20 protein-coding genes are annotated in these 17472 nt (G+C 29.2%); 16 read left to right on the forward strand and 4 right to left on the reverse strand.

Annotated elements, in window-relative coordinates; all coding sequences use genetic code 11:
- The first annotated feature begins 17 nt into the window (after positions 1–17).
- Both F1564_RS02440 and F1564_RS02445 read left to right on the forward strand, forming a co-directional pair.
- The gene (locus tag F1564_RS02440; RefSeq protein WP_018451505.1) at positions 18–710 is read left to right on the forward strand and encodes a GTP-binding protein; all 693 of its coding nucleotides are present in this window, start codon (positions 18–20) and stop codon (positions 708–710) included.
- Positions 711–744: 34 nt separating this feature from the next.
- Positions 745–1761 (forward strand): ATP-binding cassette domain-containing protein, encoded by a 1017-nt coding sequence (locus F1564_RS02445; protein ID WP_018451506.1) that lies wholly within the window; start codon positions 745–747, stop codon positions 1759–1761.
- 186 nt (positions 1762–1947) lie between these two features.
- Here the strand turns inward: F1564_RS02445 and F1564_RS02450 are convergent, their stop codons facing one another.
- From F1564_RS02450 to F1564_RS02460, 3 genes are read right to left on the reverse strand one after another with little or no spacing between them, the layout of a single operon-like run.
- Positions 1948–2712, reverse strand: a complete 765-nt coding sequence (locus F1564_RS02450; RefSeq protein ID WP_018451507.1) for a class I SAM-dependent methyltransferase — start codon at positions 2710–2712, stop codon at positions 1948–1950.
- A gap of 22 nt (positions 2713–2734) precedes the next feature.
- Positions 2735–3424 (reverse strand): YoaK family protein, encoded by a 690-nt coding sequence (locus tag F1564_RS02455; RefSeq protein ID WP_018451508.1) that lies wholly within the window; start codon positions 3422–3424, stop codon positions 2735–2737.
- Positions 3425–3469: 45 nt separating this feature from the next.
- The gene (locus F1564_RS02460) at positions 3470–4159 is read right to left on the reverse strand and encodes a response regulator transcription factor (RefSeq protein ID WP_018451509.1); all 690 of its coding nucleotides are present in this window, start codon (positions 4157–4159) and stop codon (positions 3470–3472) included.
- A gap of 342 nt (positions 4160–4501) precedes the next feature.
- On the opposite strand from F1564_RS02460, the gene F1564_RS02465 reads away from it, so the two are divergent.
- The 13 genes from F1564_RS02465 to F1564_RS02520 all read left to right on the forward strand — a co-directional run bounded on the left by F1564_RS02465 (position 4502) and on the right by F1564_RS02520 (position 14996).
- Entirely contained in the window at positions 4502–6007 is a 1506-nt protein-coding gene (locus tag F1564_RS02465) for a hypothetical protein (protein WP_018451510.1), read from the forward strand.
- Between the two features lie 113 nt (positions 6008–6120).
- Positions 6121–7356, forward strand: coding sequence for a histidine--tRNA ligase (gene hisS, locus F1564_RS02470; protein ID WP_018451511.1), 1236 nt, complete (start codon positions 6121–6123; stop codon positions 7354–7356).
- 51 nt (positions 7357–7407) lie between these two features.
- Positions 7408–8118, forward strand: a complete 711-nt coding sequence (locus F1564_RS02475; protein WP_018451512.1) for a DUF554 domain-containing protein — start codon at positions 7408–7410, stop codon at positions 8116–8118.
- 31 nt (positions 8119–8149) lie between these two features.
- Positions 8150–8629 carry a DUF3990 domain-containing protein gene (locus F1564_RS02480; protein ID WP_018451513.1) on the forward strand — a complete coding sequence of 160 codons (480 nt, stop codon included), beginning with the start codon at positions 8150–8152 and terminating at the stop codon, positions 8627–8629.
- Between the two features lie 2 nt (positions 8630–8631).
- Positions 8632–8886, forward strand: coding sequence for a hypothetical protein (locus tag F1564_RS02485; protein ID WP_040505692.1), 255 nt, complete (start codon positions 8632–8634; stop codon positions 8884–8886).
- Entirely contained in the window at positions 8879–9088 is a 210-nt protein-coding gene (locus F1564_RS02490) for a DUF3791 domain-containing protein (protein ID WP_018451515.1), read from the forward strand. Before F1564_RS02485 ends, F1564_RS02490 begins: the two co-directional genes overlap by 8 nt.
- Before the next feature lie 108 nt (positions 9089–9196).
- Positions 9197–10978 carry an aspartate--tRNA ligase gene (aspS, locus tag F1564_RS02495; RefSeq protein ID WP_018451516.1) on the forward strand — a complete coding sequence of 594 codons (1782 nt, stop codon included), beginning with the start codon at positions 9197–9199 and terminating at the stop codon, positions 10976–10978.
- A gap of 71 nt (positions 10979–11049) precedes the next feature.
- Entirely contained in the window at positions 11050–11265 is a 216-nt protein-coding gene (locus F1564_RS02500; protein ID WP_018451517.1) for a zinc-ribbon domain-containing protein, read from the forward strand.
- Positions 11266–11449: 184 nt separating this feature from the next.
- Entirely contained in the window at positions 11450–12433 is a 984-nt protein-coding gene (gene holA / locus F1564_RS02505) for a DNA polymerase III subunit delta (RefSeq protein WP_018451518.1), read from the forward strand.
- Between the two features lie 186 nt (positions 12434–12619).
- Positions 12620–12772, forward strand: a complete 153-nt coding sequence (locus tag F1564_RS10150; protein ID WP_018451519.1) for a hypothetical protein — start codon at positions 12620–12622, stop codon at positions 12770–12772.
- Positions 12773–12990: 218 nt separating this feature from the next.
- Positions 12991–13593 carry a TetR/AcrR family transcriptional regulator gene (locus F1564_RS02510; protein WP_018451520.1) on the forward strand — a complete coding sequence of 201 codons (603 nt, stop codon included), beginning with the start codon at positions 12991–12993 and terminating at the stop codon, positions 13591–13593.
- 219 nt (positions 13594–13812) lie between these two features.
- Positions 13813–14352 (forward strand): NAD(P)H-dependent oxidoreductase, encoded by a 540-nt coding sequence (locus F1564_RS02515; protein WP_018451521.1) that lies wholly within the window; start codon positions 13813–13815, stop codon positions 14350–14352.
- 14 nt (positions 14353–14366) lie between these two features.
- Positions 14367–14996: a hypothetical protein gene (locus tag F1564_RS02520; RefSeq protein ID WP_018451522.1), complete on the forward strand. Its 630-nt coding sequence runs from the start codon at positions 14367–14369 to the stop codon at positions 14994–14996.
- 99 nt (positions 14997–15095) lie between these two features.
- Here F1564_RS02520 and rpsT read toward each other — a convergent pair whose 3' ends face one another.
- Complete coding sequence (gene rpsT, locus F1564_RS02525; RefSeq protein ID WP_018451523.1) at positions 15096–15362, reverse strand: 30S ribosomal protein S20; 267 nt, start codon at positions 15360–15362, stop codon at positions 15096–15098.
- A 247-nt stretch (positions 15363–15609) separates the two neighbouring features.
- Here rpsT and gpmI point away from each other — a divergent pair, with 247 nt between their 5' ends.
- Positions 15610–17145: a 2,3-bisphosphoglycerate-independent phosphoglycerate mutase gene (gene gpmI / locus F1564_RS02530; protein WP_018451524.1), complete on the forward strand. Its 1536-nt coding sequence runs from the start codon at positions 15610–15612 to the stop codon at positions 17143–17145.
- Positions 17146–17472 lie beyond the last annotated feature (327 nt).

The raw sequence follows: 17472 nt of genomic DNA on the forward strand, positions 1-17472 counted from the left end.
AAAAAAGGAGAAAAATTATGAATTTGATAATATTTTCAGGCCCACCATCATCAGGAAAAACAAGCGTTATCCTAAAAACAGTAGAATCCTTGAAATCACAAGGAATGTCAGTGGGAGTAGTAAAATTTGACTGTCTTTATACAGATGACGATAAATTATATGCAAAGGCAGGAATTCCAGTAAAAAAAGGAATTTCAGGAGCTTTATGTCCAGACCATTTCTTCGTGTCAAATATTGAGGAAGTCGTGCAATGGGGAAACAGCCTTGGGCTTTCAATATTAATTACTGAATCAGCAGGACTTTGCAATAGATGTTCACCATATATCAAGGACATCAAGGGAGTCTGTGTAATCGACAATTTATCAGGAATTAATACGCCTAAAAAGATTGGACCATTATTAAAAGCAGCTGATATTGTGATTATTACCAAAGGAGATATTGTTTCACAAGCTGAACGTGAAGTTTTTGCCTCACGTGTGAACTCCGTAAATCCAAAAGCTGTAACGATGCATGTTAATGGGCTTACTGGTCAGGGAGCGTACGAATTAAGTACACTTCTTTATGAGAAAGAACTGGAAATAGACAGCGTTCAGGGAATGGAACTTAGATTTCCAATGCCATCGGCACTTTGCTCTTACTGCTTAGGAGAGAAGAGAATCGGTGAAAAATATCAGATGGGTAATGTCCGAAAAATGAATTTACAGCAATAAAAAAATAGATAAAAATAATAAAAAAGGAAAAAATATGAAAAATAACGATTTAATAAATAAATTGACTATTAGTGAACTTAGCAATAAATATCCCTTTGCAGAAAACTTTTTTACTGAAAACCACTTACCTGTGGAAACTTTTCAGGATAAGACATTTCACGAGTTCATCGTAACTTTTGCAGAAGATAAAATCGAAGACTTTGCACTGGATGTGGAAAAAATTGAAGAAAGTCTTGTTGACTACATTGAACAGATGAAACTTTTTTTGGGAATGGAAGAGGAAAATTCAATTGATCTGCTTACAATCCTTGCTGGACAGGATAAATCAGGAAATAAAGAGGGATTTGAAAGGCTCGACATTCATAAATCAGAAATTATTTCCATTGTAGGACCTACAGGCTCTGGAAAATCAAGACTTCTTGCCGACATCGAATGGACTGCCCAGAAAGACACTCCAACACAGCGTCAAATCCTTATAAACGGTGAACTTCCAGACAAAAAATGGCGTTATTCCTCAAACAACAAATTAGTCGCACAACTATCACAAAATATGAATTTTGTTATGGATTTATCGGTAAAGGAATTTCTAGAACTGCATGCACAAAGCCGAATGATTGAAGACATTGACGAAACTGTGGAAAAAATCATTACCGCCGCAAACAATCTGGCTGGAGAGCAATTTGACTTAACTACTGCAATCACAGCCCTAAGTGGTGGACAATCCCGTGCTTTAATGATTGCCGACACAGCCATTTTAAGCTCATCTCCAATTGTCCTAATCGACGAAATTGAAAATGCAGGAATTGACAGGAAAAAAGCCTTGGAATTACTTGTTTCATCTGACAAAATTGTATTAATGGCAACACATGACCCAACATTAGCATTGATAGCAGATAAACGAATTATAATAAAGAATGGTGGAATTAGTAAAATTATTACGACAAGCCCTGAAGAAAAGAAAATTTTGAAAAAACTGGATGAAATGGATGATGTTATTCAGAAGATGAGAAGTGATTTGAGAAAAGGGGAAGTTTTGAGAAATGATTTTTAATTAAAAAATTTGTTTTTGAAAATTATTAATGAAACTAAATTAAGGAAATTTATATTATTTCTCGTTTGAGTAGAATAAGGGATTAGTTATAAATTTTTTCGCAAGGGGTCTTGACCCCTTGTTAAGATAAAGAATATTAAGTTGTTGAATAATCCTATTGTTATTTTCAATTTATATTTTAAAAATTTAAATTTTTTTGCCCACAATATAAAATCTATGAATTCTTCCTTCCACTACTCCATTTGCCTCAATTATTTCCTGTATCTTATACAAATTGTCAAGATGGCTTTCGACTGAAAAATTTGGAAATTCCCATTCAATAATTTTTGCAAACCATACAAGAGCTCCTGTATCAAAAAACTTTATTGGTTGAAATGTTTCTCCACTTTCTAATATTTCAAATTCTTGTTCAGAAATTTCTTGCTGTTTAATATTAAGATAATGCTCAGAGTATGGTAAATCTTTATATTCAGGCAGTAATATTTCAACAAGTTCCCTATCATTTTCTGCCCCTACTTGCTGTGTAATAAAAATTCCATTTTTTTTTAAAACTCTTTTTAATTCTGCAACATTATAAGCCCCATGACGATTGGTAATTATGTCAAAATATTCATTTTCAAAAGGGAGTTTTTCATCTCCATCCGCTTTTTTAAAATCTATTCCCAGTGGCAGCAATACTTTTTTACATAGTTCAACATTTGGCTGATAACCTTCAGTTGCGGATGTATTATGTTTTGGATGGTTTAATGAAAGTAAAAATTCTCCACCACCTGTTTCCATATCCAGCAATTTCATGTCATTTTTTAAATACTTGTTTATGACTGTTCTAAAATCCCAAGGTAAATTTTCTTCTTCTGAATAACGTCCATAAATATGAGAAAAATCCCAGCCTTGTATGTGTGCCATTTTTTCTTCTTTCAGCCACTCTTTTTTTAATTTCTTTTTATCCATAAATATCCTTTCAATGGCTTTCCTAAATAGTTTCCTTAAACATTATTATAAATACAAAAATTAGTAAAATACAACAAATTAATAGAGAAATTATCCCATAAATATTTACTAAAATTACACAAAGTAATGATCCAATAAGGAAAAATCCGTCTAAACCTAAATATATCCAAAAACTTTGTAAATGTGATCGGTCTTTAGTTTTGATGTATTTAACTAAATTGTCCATTCCGCTTCGCAGATTTCCTGTACACATTGTAGTAGCTCCTGCGAGACCTCTAATTTTTCTGAAGCCTTGATATTGAATTGCGGCAATGAAGGACATGATTATATTTATTATGATATTCCAGTTTCCACTTGGAACAAAAGAAATAAAAAACATTATTATAATTTGGTAGATTATTACAATTTGCTGCCATCTAAAAATTTTATGTTTTTCAAATCTTGTTTTGATAAGTTCAGTGAATAATATTCCAAGTGCAAAAAATAAAATTGGCATAAAGTAATTAAAGGATTTCGCCCATTCTCTTTTTCCTAAATTTATTGCAAGATAGACAATATTTCCAGTTTGTGCATTAGCAAGCACTTTTCCACGTGTAATAAATGTGTATGCATCCATAAATCCTCCGACCATGCACAGCATCATTCCTAATCGAAATGTTTCTGGAGGATATTCTTCTCCATTAAATAAAATTTTTTTTATTTTTTTACTCATTAAAAAACTAATCCTTTCTTTTCTTTTTCTTCTTCAAATTAATTATTATTTTTCTAAAATATCAAATTTATATCCAACGCCCCAAATTGTCTTAATATTCCATTTTTTATGCTCGTAGTTATCCAACTTTGCACGAAGCCTCTTTATATGCGTATCAACAGTACGGCTTTCTCCAAAATAGTCAAATCCCCAAATTAAGTCTAATAAATTTTCTCTTGTAAAAACTTTATTTTGATTTGTTGAAAGAGTCCATAAAATTTCAATTTCTTTTTTAGTCAGTGAAATTATCTCATCATTTACTTTTACGGTAAAATTGTTTAAATCAATTTCAAGATTGTCAAAAGTAAAGATTTTTTCACTTTCATCATTTTTAGGCATTATTCTACGTAAAATTGCATTTATTCTGGCAATTATTTCTCCTGGCGAGAATGGTTTTACAATATAGTCATCTGCCCCAATTTCAAGCCCCATTATTTTTTCATAATCTTCTCCACGTGCTGTAATCATTATAATTGGAACATTTGAAAATTTTCTCGTTTCACGGCATACATCAAATCCATCTTTTTTTGGCATCATCACATCCAGCAAAATTATATCAAATTTATTTTCCTCAATTTCTTTTAATGCTGCTTCTCCATCAAAAACAGCACTTACAGTAAAATTATTTTTTTTGCAGTATTCTGAAAGTATTGATACAATTTGCTTATTATCATCTGCAATCAGTACTTTATACATATTTTCCTCGCTTCTTTTCAAAATTAATATAATAAAATTTTATCATAAATTTCTTAAAATATAAACATTAATTTTTATGTTATAGTAAAACTGATTCAAAACTGAACTCAAAGACTATGACTATTTTACTTAAATCTTAAGTTTGGATAATCTTTAATAGTTTAATTTTGAATGGGTTCAAGTGTATGTTTAAATATTCAATTTCTTTAAAAATTAAGTTAAAAAAATAATTGAATAAAATATTTCAGTATTTGGACTAGACTTGAACCAGTCTTTTTTATATAATATAAAAAATAAAAAAGGAAAGATGATAAAACTAAAAAAGGAGAAAAGAAGAAAAGAATGAAAGAAATTATAAAAGTTTTAAAAATTTTATATAAAGTCATAGTTTCTTATATTATTTCTACAAAAGTTAAACTTATGCGTAATGGAAATAAGTATCTGCAAAATGATATTCATTTGAAAAAGTTTAAGTTTGAAATGTTAAAAAAATTGGAAGAACAAATAAAAGATTTGAAAAAGGAATGTGAAAAAAATAAGACTAAAAAAAATTTAAAAAATCTTTATCATAAGCGAAAAAAATATTTGAAAATAAAAAATAATCAAATTAAAATAATGGATTTTTCCCAATTCTTTTTTGAAATTGCAGTTTATACAATGTTAATATTGACTTCTTTAAATATTGCTTGGCAAATTAAGGTTTTGAATTATCATATTTATTTATTAATTTTTGTGAGTTGGATAACATTTGTCATAGTTTGGATAAGTTTGGTTTTCATAAGATGGGCAAGTTTATTTTTTGTGCAAATGACGAAAAAATTTTATATTGGAGCTTTTTATTTGCATATAAAATGGAACAAAATAATAGTTGGAATAATTTTGTTGGGTTTAGCAAATCTTACTTTTCAGAATTATACAAAAAAACTTTTGGAAAAAAATCAGAGTTTTTTAATTTTGGAAAGCGATGATGTGGATGATACGAATTTATTAAAAAATTCAACTATTGAAATTTTGAACGAAAATTATCACTTTAAATGGTCGGTTGATAAAAATGGGAAAATTATTGATTCGAGAAATAAAATAGAAGGAAATTATAGAGTTGAAAATTTGTTAATCAAGGAAAATAGCAGTCTTATGCTTTATTATGAAAAAAATAAAAATAATTTTGAAGAAGAAAATGGAAATTTGAAATCTCAAAAGGGCGAATATATTGATTTAAAAAATAATGTTGTGAAAATTTTTTCAAAAAATAAAATTTACAGCGGAAATATTGTTTCAGGAAGACTTATAAAATTATCAAATGGAATTTATTTACCACTAAATAGTAGTTACCGATATTATCAGAAAAAGAAAGGAAAAGAAATTTTTATTGTGGATAAAAAATTGAAAACTAAAAAGCAGATTAATTATGTGATGTTTTTAATTTCTGTAATTTTTATGTTACTTTTGACTTTAAAAGATAGATATTTTGACTTGGAATTTATCACAAAAGAAAAAATTATGTATAAAATTTTACAAAGTGAAAAAAAGTATTCTTTTGAAATAAGAAAACTTGTGCTTTCAATATTAAAAATAATCCGGATGGCAACTGCAATTTATATTCCTGTGCAAGTTTATTTGCTAAGAAATATCGTTTTTAGCCTTTTTTTGGAAAAAAGTTTGTACAAAATCAACAAAAACATAAATTTATTATTTTCATTATTATTTTCACAAACTTTTCTTTTGACAATTTTAATATTTTATGGCTTGAGAAAACTTTATAAAATTTTGAGGGTTATTGCAAAAATAATTTATGAAGAAGGAAGCAATGATCTGAAAAATTTGATAGAAAATGAGAAAAATAAATAAAATAAATAAAATAAATTAAACAATAAAATCCCGCATCTTAAAATCTTTAGCCAATTGTGGTATAATAATCTATAAAATAAAATTGACGATATTAATTAAGAAAGGAAAAAAATATGATAACCGCCTTAAAAGGAATGAAAGATAGATATTCTGACGATGTGAAAAAATACGATGCGATTGTAGATGCTTCAAAAAAAGTTTTTGGAAAATATGGATTTGAGCGAATAATTACGCCGATTTTGGAAGAAACGGAGCTTTTTAGAAGAGGTGTTGGAGATGAAACTGATGTTGTTTCAAAAGAAATGTATGATTTTAAGGATAAGGGAGAAAGAGATGTTACAATGCGTCCAGAAGGGACTGCGGGAGTTGTAAGAGCATATCTTGAAGCTGGATTTCATAAGTCTTCTCCAATAGTGAAATGGTTTTACAATGGTCCAATGTACAGATACGAAGCACCGCAAAAAGGTAGAATGAGAGAATTTCATCAAACTGGAGTGGAAATGTTTGGTGTGAGAAGTGCCTATTTAGATGCAGAAATTATTAAAATGGGTTGCGATTTTCTTGAGGAGCTAGGAATTACTGGACTGGTTGTGGAAATTAACAGTTTGGGGAATGTTGAGTCGAGAAAAAAATATATTGAGGATTTGAAAAAATTTATGTTTGAAAGACTTGATAAATTGAGTGAAGATTCGCAAAAAAGATACGAGAAAAATCCTTTGAGAGCTTTGGATTCTAAGGATAAAGGCGACCAGGAAGAGTTTAAAGATGCACCAAAACTTTACGACTATTTGGATGAAGAAAGTAAAAAATATTTTGAAGATACTAAAAAATATTTGGAATTGTTGGGCGTAAATTATGTCGTGAATGATAAATTAGTTAGAGGGCTTGATTATTATTCAGACACGGTTTTTGAAATTAAATCGAATAAATTGGGGTCGCAAGCGACAGTTCTAGCGGGTGGACGATATGACAGATTGCTTGAAATATTAGGAAATGCGAAAGTTCCTGGAATTGGATTTGCCGCTGGAATGGAAAGAATTGCGATGTTAATGGACGATTCTATAATTTCTGAAAATGAAGAAAAAGTTTATGTAATTTATTTCGATGACACAAAAGAATATTTTGTGAAAACGGTAAATAAACTTAGAAAAAATGGTATTAAAGTAAATTTTGACTACAATGCAAAAAGTTTTGGAGCACAAATGAAAAAGGCAAACCGTGAAAATGCTGAATATGTGTTGATTTTAGGGGAAGAAGAACGAGATGAAAATGTGATCACGGTTAAGAAGTTTAGCACTGGAGAGCAGAAAAAATATAGTTTCGAGGAAGTTTTGGAAATTTTGAAATAATTTTAAAATAGGAATTTTGAGATTTTAAAAATTTTTGAATGAGGTGATTTTTTGGGAAATTTGGTAAATTGCGCTGCAATTATTCTTGGAAGCTTAATTGGATTTTTTATCGGTCACAAGTTTAAAGAAGATATGAAAAATATAGTTATGGAATGTGCTGGGCTGTTTATAGTAATTGTCGGTGTGAAAAGTACGATAAATTCAAAGCGTGATATCATTGTTTTGATTTATTTGATAATTGGTTCGATAATTGGTCAAATTATTGATATTGATTTGAAATTAAAAAATTTTGGACTATTTTTAGAGAAAAAATTTAGTTCAGGTAAAAAAAATTCAGAAAAGAATTTTAAAAATGGTGAAAATGAAAAAGGTTTTGCAAAAGGATTTTCAACTACTACAATTTTATTTTGCACAGGAGCAATGTCAATTGTTGGATCGATAAATAGTGGACTCACTGGAGATAATACAACTTTGAATATAAAAGCGATTTTAGATGGAATAATTTCGATTGTAATAACATCGCTTTACGGAATTGGAGTGGCATTTTCGGCAATTTCAGTATTTATTTATCAAGGATTTTTCTATCTTTTTGCCAATTATCTAAAACCATATTTGACTGAAAATACGATTTCAGGCATAAATTTTCTTGGTGGAATAATGGTCATGGCGATTGGAATAAATCTTCTGTTTAAAAAAGAAATCAAAATTGCAAATATGTTACCAGCTTTGTTTATTCCGATTGTTGTAGAGATTTTTATGTAATTTTTTTATTAAATTGACAGAAAGGGGAAAAATGAAATTATATCATGGTAGTAATATTGGGGTGGAAAAACCTAAAATTCTTCAAAATAATAGATTTTTAGATTTTGGAAACGGTTTTTACTTAACTTCTGATTTTGAACAGGCGAGTAAGTGGGCAAAATTAATAACAAAACGAAGAAAAACAGGAAGTCCTATTGTTTCAGTTTTTGAAATTGAAAAAGTTAATTTAGAAAATTTAAAAGTTTTGAAGTTTAAATATGCAAATGAAGAGTGGTTAAAATATATTTCTAAAAATAGAACAAGTAAAATATTTGATGAAGATTTAGATATTGTGATTGGAGCAGTGGCAAATGACACAACAATGCCAGTTTTAAACTTATATTTAAATGGGATATATGATGAAAAAGAAGCGTTGAAAAGATTATTGCCACAGAAACTGAAAGACCAATATGCATTTAAGACAGAAAAGGCTTTGGAAAAATTGAAGTTTGTGGAGTTGATGCGAGTATGAATATGAAAGAAATATTTTCGGATGTTTTGGCAAATTATGATAGTGAAGTTATAAAACTTATTTCAGAAAAATATGGATTTAGTGAAATGGAATCAATGAGAAAATTTTTGTATTCAGAAACTTATGAAATGCTTTCAGATTTTGAATTGGAAATGTGGGAATTTAGTCCATTAGTAATTTTAGATATGTGGGAAAATGAGAAAATTACTGGAGATCCTAGAAATTCTGTGTATATAAGAGGTGAGAGCGGTGTCTAAAAAAATGAAGTTTTTTGTGTATTTGCTGGAAAAATATGCAGAATGGAAAAATGAGAATGCAAAAAATATTTTAGAAAAATGGGATAAATTTTTGGTAACTGAAAAAATATTTGATATGTATGAAATGTATCATATAGAAGCGATAGAAAATGCGTTTGAAGATATTGAACTGATTTGTGCTGAAAAAGAGGCATTGGATTGAAAATGCAAAAAGATTTGACTCTTTGTAGAAATAAAAAACTTAGGTTATCAAATATATCTTATAAAAAAAATTAAAATATAAAATCATTAAATAGAGAAAGGACAAAAAATGTATAGAAACTATAAATTAAACGAGTTAAGAATGGAAAATATTGGCGAAGAAGTAACTTTGTCGGGATGGATTTCTAAAGTTAGGGATTTGGGGCACTTTGTGTTTATTGATTTGAGGGATAGATATGGGATTACTCAGATTTTGTTGAATGAGGAAGTTTCTGGGAGTGAACTTTTTGAGGAAGCTAGAAAGTATAAAAATGAATGGGTTTTGAAGGTTACTGGAGTTGTGGCTGAGAGAAGTAGTAAAAATAAAAATATTCCGACTGGGGATATTGAGATTGAAGCTAAAAAAATTGAAGTTTTAAGCCGAGCGAAACAGTTACCGTTTGAAATTAGTGAAACTGGGAATCTTAGTGAAAATATGAGATTGACTTATAGATATTTGGATATTAGAAGACCTAAAATGTTGAATAATATTATTAAAAGAAACGATATGCTGTTTTCGATTAGAAAATTTATGAATAAAAATGGATTTTTGGATGTCGATACTCCGATTTTGGCAAAAGCGACACCTGAAGGAGCGAGAGATTTTATCGTACCAAGCAGAACTAACAAAGGTGATTTTTATGCATTGCCACAATCACCACAATTGTTTAAGCAAATACTTATGGTTTCTGGAATTGACAAATATTATCAATTGGCAAAATGTTTTAGAGATGAAGATTTGAGAGCAGACAGACAGCCTGAATTTACTCAATTGGATGTGGAAATGTCATTTGTTGAGCAGGAAGATGTGATTTCAATGGCTGAAGAATTGACAAAGACAGTATTTAAAGATGTTACAGGGATTGAAATTACTGAAAAATTTTTAAGAATGAGCTACGATGATGCGATGAATTTTTATGGTTCAGATAAGCCAGATTTGAGATTTGATATGAAATTGATTGATTTGTCAGAAGAAACTGCTGATTGTGGATTTGGCGTTTTTGAAAATGCATTGAAAGATGGTGGAAATGTGAAAGCGATTGTTGCACCAAATGCGGAAAAATTCTCTAGAAAATACATTAAAGACTTGGAAGATTATGTGAAAACATACTTTAAAGCAAAAGGTTTAGCGTATATTAAAGTGAATGAAAATGGAGAAATAAATTCTCCAATTGCGAAATTCTTCTCAGAAGAAAAATTGACACAAATTATTGAAAAATTGGGAATCAAAAATAATGAAGTTGCGTTAATCTTGGCTGATAAATATAAAGTTGTGCATGATGGATTGGGAGCGTTGAGATTGAAATTGGGAGAAGAGTTAGAATTAATTGACAAAAATGCGTTTAAATTCTTATGGGTAGTTGATTTTCCTATGTTTGAATGGAGTGAAGAAGAAAATAGATATAAAGCACAACACCATCCATTTACTTCGATTAAAGAAGAAGATAGAAAATATCTTGATACGAATGAACTTGCAAAAATTAAGACAGATTCATACGATATTGTCTTAAATGGTTATGAAATCGGCGGAGGAAGTATCAGAATTCACGATGAAGATTTACAAGCGAAAGTTTTTGAAAAATTAGGATTCAGTCAAGAAGAATTGGAAGATAAATTTGGATTCTTCTTGGAAGTGTTGAAATACGGAGTTCCGCCACATGGAGGACTTGCTTATGGAATTGACAGATGGCTTATGGCAATGTTGAAGGAAGACTCGATAAAAGAAGTAATTCCATTCCCTAAAACTAATAAGGGGCAAGACTTGATGATTGGAGCACCTGCGGGAATTGAAGAACAAGTTCTTGAAGATGATTTGAGATTGAAATTGCTGGAAGTTGAAAAAGAAGATTAGTAATTAAAAAATTAGCAAGGGATATTGACCCCTTGTCAAAAAATGTAAAAAATAAAGGAGAAGTATCCAAAATGATTTTAATATTCGGAACAAAAAGAAAATTTAAAAATTTAGGAGCATTGGAAAACTGCCATTGCTCAAGATGTAATAACACATCTGACTGGAATTTTATGGAATATCGTGACTGGTTTACTTTGTTTTGGATACCAGTTTTTCCGATAAGCGGTAGAAAAGAATATCTGGAATGTCCGATTTGTCGTCAAGTTTATGATGTGCCAAAGGATTAGTTATTTGAATTAATGAGTATTAGAAGATATTTTTTTGGGTTTTATACTATTTCCCGTTAAAATAATAGATTTATTATAACTTCTATTATGCAAGGGGTCAAGACCACTTGTCAGGAAATAAATAAAATATAATTTCTATTTTTCAAATGGGATTTAGTATTAGATTAAAAGTGTGAGGAAATAAATGATTTATTTTATTGGCGGGAAAAAGCAGAGGGAATTTAAGTATTTTGAGATTTTGGAAAAAATACGGAAGGAAAATATGAGGATTAGTGAGAGTTTTTTCGATGTGGATTTAAAGGAAAATGAGAAGTTTCTGGAAAAAATAAATATTAATTCCATATTTTCAAGTCAGGAACTGGTTGTGTTGAAAAGAGCGGAAAAGCTCAAAAATATTGAGGAAATTTTGAAATACATAGCAAATCTTGAGATAGTAAATAAGGAAATTGTTATTGATTATGACAAGGAAGATGGGAAATTTGGGGCAAAGTTAAAAAGGTTGCTAGATGAGCTGGGAAAAAATAAGAAAATGAAAGTCTTTTTGTTCCAAAAGGAGACAGAAGAGGAAATACGGGCCTATGTTATAGATGAACTGGAAATAAACGGCAGGGATCTGGCATTGCTTTTGGAGATGATTGGGAATAATCCGTTTAAAGTTAGAAATGAAGTAGCAAAAATTAAGACTTTTCTGAATGGAGAAAAGTTTGATATTGAAAAAATAAAAAATGTTGTGTCGGTTGAAAAGGAATATCAAATTTATGAGATGACACGGAATATATTGTTGAATAATCCAGCAGATGTAATGAGATATTTGGAGCAGAAGAAAGAATATATGGGAATTTTGTATTCTCTTTACAGTGAACTTGAAACGATGTATAAAATAAGTTCATTGAAAAAACGAGGAAGAAAATTTAGTAAAAATTATAATACTTTCAAAATGGAATTTGAAGAGATAAAGGAAATTTTTAAATCCAATAACCGAATTCCAAATTCTTATGTGATTTTTAAAAAGCTGGAACTTGAGCAAAATTATACAAATTTAAATTTAAAAAAATTAGTTTTTAGATGCTGGGAAATTGAAAGAGAGATAAAGACTGGTAAAATAGAGATGGAAACAGGGGTTGAAATGTTAATTATGGAAATTTGCTCATTATTTAGAAAAAAATAATTTGAGAAATCGTAAAATATGAATAAATATAAACATTGAACCAAGATGTTTAAATAATTGATTTATAATTAGATTGCTTAAAAACTACTTTAACTGCAACTCTATGAAAAGTATGATAGAATCTCAGCAAAAAATTAAAGAATACGAATAAAATTTAAAAGCAAACAGAAAAGAGGTGTATTTCTAATGGGAATATTAAAAAAAATATGGGATATGCTGCCAGAAGGACGTCCGATTTGTGTGCCAAAACCTGAGGCTTGGGGAGTAAAACAGGAGGAAGAGAAGGAAACTGACAAAGATTTAAAGAAGAAAGATGATGTGGAAAAAGTAAAGAAATAAAACTTATTGTGAAATTAAGTTTTAATATAAACTGATTATTGTTAGAAAATAACGAAAGAGGGTGCATTTAGACGCTCTCTCTTTTATTTTATAGGAATTTTTAAAATCCCATTTAAAAAATAGAAATAAAAAAATTTTTGAACAAACTTGACATTGATAAGATTTAATTGTATAATCTTTACAGTGATAATATAATAAAAGTTAAGGGGAATTTAAATATGGAAAAATCTAAAAAAAGCTACCATCATGGAAATTTACGAGAAGAATTGATTGAAAAAGGGATAGAGGTGATAAATGAAGCAGGAGAAGAAAAATTATCTCTAAGAAAAGTGGCTAAAATGTGTGGAGTAAGTAATGCGGCGCCGTACACATATTTTAAGAAAAAAAGTGATTTGCTTTACGCAATGAGTGATTATATCTGGGGAATATTGGCGGCGGAACTTGATAAGACAAGAAAAAAATATGAAAATCAAGAGGATTTATTGGTAAAATTAGGAAAAACATACGTTATGTTTTTTTGTGCGAATCACAGGTACTATTATTTTATGATTTCAAGAAAAAATATGAAAATAGATTTATTCTCAAAGTTTTCAAAAATAGAAAATAATAATGAAAAAGCCTTTAGCATATTAAAAATTGAGGCCACGAAAATACTTGAAAAAATTGGAGTAACAAATCAGGCTATACAAGATAAAATTTTGGCAATGTGGGCGTTAGTGCAAGGACTGACAACAATAATGATTACAAATGATATAAAGTATTCTGAAAGCTGGGAAGAAAAAATAGAGGAGATAATAAAATCAGTTTGTATAGCAAAGTAATTTTAAAATATACTCGAACCCATTTAAAACATAACTATTAAAAATTATATAAATTTAGGGTTTGAGTAAAATAGTCATAGCTTTTGAGTTCGCTTTAAGGCAGTTTTACTATAGAATTTAACAGTTGCTAGTTACTATATGGGTTTGAATCTTAAATTTGGTTAATATTTAGCAGTTAGATTTTAAATAGATTTAATATATTTATAGAAGGTGAGAAATATGGAATTAATTATACACGATTTAGATAATGGAAAATTGGAAAATTTAAAGTGGAAAATTGAAAAAAAGGAAAAAATTACAGATAAAATAAAAGAGAGCATAAATCAAAAAAAAATAATAGATGATGAAGACATATCTATAATTTGTGATAATAATAGAATTAAAAGCTGCATGGGATGTTTTGAATGCTGGATTAAAACTCCAGGGAAATGTAAAATTAGGGATGGATATGAAAATTTAGCAAAATTATATTCAAAAGCAGACAAAGTTGTGATTATAAGTCAATGTGTCTATGGTTCTTATAGTCCGTTTGTAAAAAATGTGCTAGATAGGACAATTCCATATTTATTGCCATTTTTTAAATTTAAAAATAAAGAAATGCACCATATTACACGGAATAAAACGAAATTTGACTTAAATGTATATTTTTATGGAAAAAATTTGTCACAAAATGAAAAGATAGCCGCTAAAGAAATAGTAAAGGCTAATAGCGTGAATTTAGATGTAAAAACTTTTAAGGTTTCTTTTTTAGAAGATTAGGAGAATGATGAAATATGAAAATTAGTATAATAAATGGAAGTCCAAAAGCGGGCAAAAGTAATTCTGAAATATTAGGAAATTATCTTTTATCCTTGCTTAAAGATAATGGAATAAGAAAATATTATTCAATTTCTGTTAGATTAGATGATAAAATTAAAAATGAAATTTATAATAGTGATGTTTTAATATTTCTTTTTCCATTATATGTTGATGGTATTCCATCTAATTTATTAAAGTTGCTTGTAGAATTTGAAAAGAAAAAAGTTATAAAATATGGAACTAAAATTTATTGCATTGTGAATAATGGATTTTATGAAGGGAAACAAAATCAGTTGGCAATTTTGCAGATAAAAAATTGGTGTGAAAAGGTTAAGGCGAGATGGGGGCAAGGAATTGGTGTAGGTGCAGGAGAATTGTTGCCATATTTGAAAAAATATCCATTGGGGCAAGGACCGCTAAAAAATTTAGGTAAAGTGTTAGATAAATTTTCTGCTAATATTCTAACTTTAAAAAGTGATGAGGATATTTATATAAATCCAAACTGGCTAAGAAGTTTATATTTTTTCCAAGGCTCAATTTCGTGGATTTTAAAAGGTAGAAAAAATAATTTGCGAGTAAGGGAACTTTTTAGAAAAAGTAATTAAAATAGTATAATAAAAAAGACTATCTTGGAATATTGCGATAGTCTTTTGCTTTTGTTAATCTTAAAAAAATTTTTTTAAAATCAATCAGTGGCAAAAAAATTAATTTGCCAATGAATTAACTTTTAATGTTAATCTAGATTTTTTTCTTGATGCAGTGTTTTTCTTTAAAACACCTTTTGTTACAGCTTTATCTAATTCTTTATATGCTACGCTTAATGCTGATTTAGCTTCGTCGACATTTTTAGCTTCAACAGCGGCAAGCACTTTTTTAACGAAAGTTTTAGTTCTGCTTCTAATAGCTTGATTTCTAGCTGCATTTCTTTCACCAATAAAAACTCTTTTTTTAGATGCTTTTGAGTGTGCCATTTATGCTTCTCCTTTCAATGATTTACTTAATATAATATAATTGACATAAACTTAAAATATGTAAATTACACAATATATTATCATTTTTTTCAATAAAAATCAAGTCGTTTTCAATTATATGTATAATTTTTTTTAAAAGATAGTGATTTATTTAATTTTTTATTTTAAATTCCTTGATAAATTTAAAAAAAATCTGTATAATAGATATAGCAAAGAAGTTATTTAAAAAATGGAAGGAAGAATGATTATGAAAAAAAGACCAGTAGTTTTAATAATTTTGGATGGATGGGGAATGAACCATCATGAAAATCAAGTTGATGGAGTGAAGTTGGCTCATCCAATCAACTTTAATAATTATCTTAAAGAGTACCCTCACACTGAATTGAGAGCGGATGGGGAATTTGTTGGATTACCTGAAGGACAGTTTGGTAATTCGGAAGTTGGACATACAAATATTGGTGCTGGAAGAGTAGTTTATCAAATGCTACCAAAAATTTCTAAAGCAATTAAAGAAGGTACAATTTTAGAAAATGAAGTATTGTCAAATATTATAGAAACTACAAAAGCAAACGGGAAGGCTTTGCATATTACAGGATTGACTTCTGATGGTGGAGTTCATTGTCACATTGATCATTTAATCGGATTAGTTGATATGGCTAAGAAAAAAGGAGTAACAGAAGTTTATGTTCACGCAATTATGGATGGAAGAGATACTGCTCCTGAAAGCGGAGTAGAATATTTGGCACAATTGCAAAAAGCGTTGGATGAACTTGGAGTTGGAAAAATTGCAACAGTTATGGGAAGATACTATGCAATGGATAGAGATAACAACTGGGACAGAGTAGAACTTGCGTATGATGCCTTAACTTCTGGAGAAGGGAACTTGGCAGCAACTGCCGACGAAGCGATTAGAAATTCTTATGCAGAAGGAATTACAGATGAATTTGTAAAACCTGTTAAAATTGGTTCAAAAGACAATGGATTGATTAAAGATGGCGATGGTGTAATTTTTGCAAACTTTAGACCAGATAGAGCCAGACAATTGACTAGAACATTTGTTGATCCTGAATTTAATGGATTTACAAGAAAAGTTTATCCTAAAGTGAACTTCGCTACAATGGCTCAATATGATGCGACATTTACTTCACCAGTGGCATTCCCGCCTGAAACAATTGTAAATGGATTTGGAGAAATCGTATCAAAAGCTGGATTGACTCAAGTAAGAACTGCAGAAACTGAAAAATATGCACATGTTACATTCTTCTTCAACGGAGGAAAAGAAGAACCTTATCCAGGAGAAATCAGATTACTTTCGGACTCACCAAAAGTTGCAACTTATGACTTACAACCTGAAATGAGTGCTTACAAAGTAAAAGACAGATTAATCGAAGAATTAAATACTGGAAAAGTAGATACAGTTATACTAAACTTTGCAAATCCTGATATGGTTGGACATACGGGAAACGTGGGGGCTGTAATTGCAGCTTGTCAAGCGGTAGATAACTGTACAGGACAAATTGTTAATAAAGTATTGGAACTTGATGGTGCAGTATTAATTACAGCAGATCATGGAAATGCTGACTTATTAGTAAATCCTGAAACTGGAGAACCTCATACAGCACATACTGTAAACCCAGTTCCATTTATTTTCATTACAAATGATATGAAAGATGCGAAATTAAGAACAGATGGAAAATTAGCTGATATCACTCCAACAATGTTAGATTTATTAGGATTAGAAAAACCAGCTGAAATGGATGGAAGCACTTTAATAGTAAAATAATTTCAATTAAATAACTTTTAATCTAGGAATCTCTCTAATAAAATATTTAGAGAGATTTTTTATTATAAATCTAATGAAAAAGTAATGTAATTAATAAATAGGAGTTAAGAATTAGTTTGTAAATAAATGTATTGTAATGAAAATAAAAAAATGATATAATGTAACAAATTCATATTTGAAAGTATACCTAAACTATTCTTAAGTTATATTAATAGCGATTTATAGGATATAAGAATTAGTTAGAATTCTTAACAGCAGACTATAGGCAATTGTAAAAGTAGTAAGGCGAAAACTCAATAAATAGAGTATTTTATCTGAAATATTAGA

The sequence above is a fragment of the Leptotrichia shahii genome (genome assembly GCF_008327825.1).
Classification (GTDB): domain Bacteria; phylum Fusobacteriota; class Fusobacteriia; order Fusobacteriales; family Leptotrichiaceae; genus Leptotrichia; species Leptotrichia shahii.

Coding starts and splice junctions, on each gene's coding strand:
- F1564_RS02440 (WP_018451505.1), top strand. CDS start 18: ATGAATTTGATAATATTTTCAGGCCCACCATCATCAGGAAAAACAAGC.
- F1564_RS02445 (WP_018451506.1), top strand. CDS start 745: ATGAAAAATAACGATTTAATAAATAAATTGACTATTAGTGAACTTAGC.
- F1564_RS02450 (WP_018451507.1), bottom strand. CDS start 2,712: ATGGATAAAAAGAAATTAAAAAAAGAGTGGCTGAAAGAAGAAAAAATG.
- F1564_RS02455 (WP_018451508.1), bottom strand. CDS start 3,424: ATGAGTAAAAAAATAAAAAAAATTTTATTTAATGGAGAAGAATATCCT.
- F1564_RS02460 (WP_018451509.1), bottom strand. CDS start 4,159: ATGTATAAAGTACTGATTGCAGATGATAATAAGCAAATTGTATCAATA.
- F1564_RS02465 (WP_018451510.1), top strand. CDS start 4,502: ATGAAAGAAATTATAAAAGTTTTAAAAATTTTATATAAAGTCATAGTT.
- hisS (WP_018451511.1), top strand. CDS start 6,121: ATGATAACCGCCTTAAAAGGAATGAAAGATAGATATTCTGACGATGTG.
- F1564_RS02480 (WP_018451513.1), top strand. CDS start 8,150: ATGAAATTATATCATGGTAGTAATATTGGGGTGGAAAAACCTAAAATT.
- F1564_RS02485 (WP_040505692.1), top strand. CDS start 8,632: ATGAAAGAAATATTTTCGGATGTTTTGGCAAATTATGATAGTGAAGTT.
- aspS (WP_018451516.1), top strand. CDS start 9,197: ATGTATAGAAACTATAAATTAAACGAGTTAAGAATGGAAAATATTGGC.
- F1564_RS02500 (WP_018451517.1), top strand. CDS start 11,050: ATGATTTTAATATTCGGAACAAAAAGAAAATTTAAAAATTTAGGAGCA.
- holA (WP_018451518.1), top strand. CDS start 11,450: ATGATTTATTTTATTGGCGGGAAAAAGCAGAGGGAATTTAAGTATTTT.
- F1564_RS10150 (WP_018451519.1), top strand. CDS start 12,620: ATGGGAATATTAAAAAAAATATGGGATATGCTGCCAGAAGGACGTCCG.
- F1564_RS02510 (WP_018451520.1), top strand. CDS start 12,991: ATGGAAAAATCTAAAAAAAGCTACCATCATGGAAATTTACGAGAAGAA.
- F1564_RS02515 (WP_018451521.1), top strand. CDS start 13,813: ATGGAATTAATTATACACGATTTAGATAATGGAAAATTGGAAAATTTA.
- F1564_RS02520 (WP_018451522.1), top strand. CDS start 14,367: ATGAAAATTAGTATAATAAATGGAAGTCCAAAAGCGGGCAAAAGTAAT.
- rpsT (WP_018451523.1), bottom strand. CDS start 15,362: ATGGCACACTCAAAAGCATCTAAAAAAAGAGTTTTTATTGGTGAAAGA.
- gpmI (WP_018451524.1), top strand. CDS start 15,610: ATGAAAAAAAGACCAGTAGTTTTAATAATTTTGGATGGATGGGGAATG.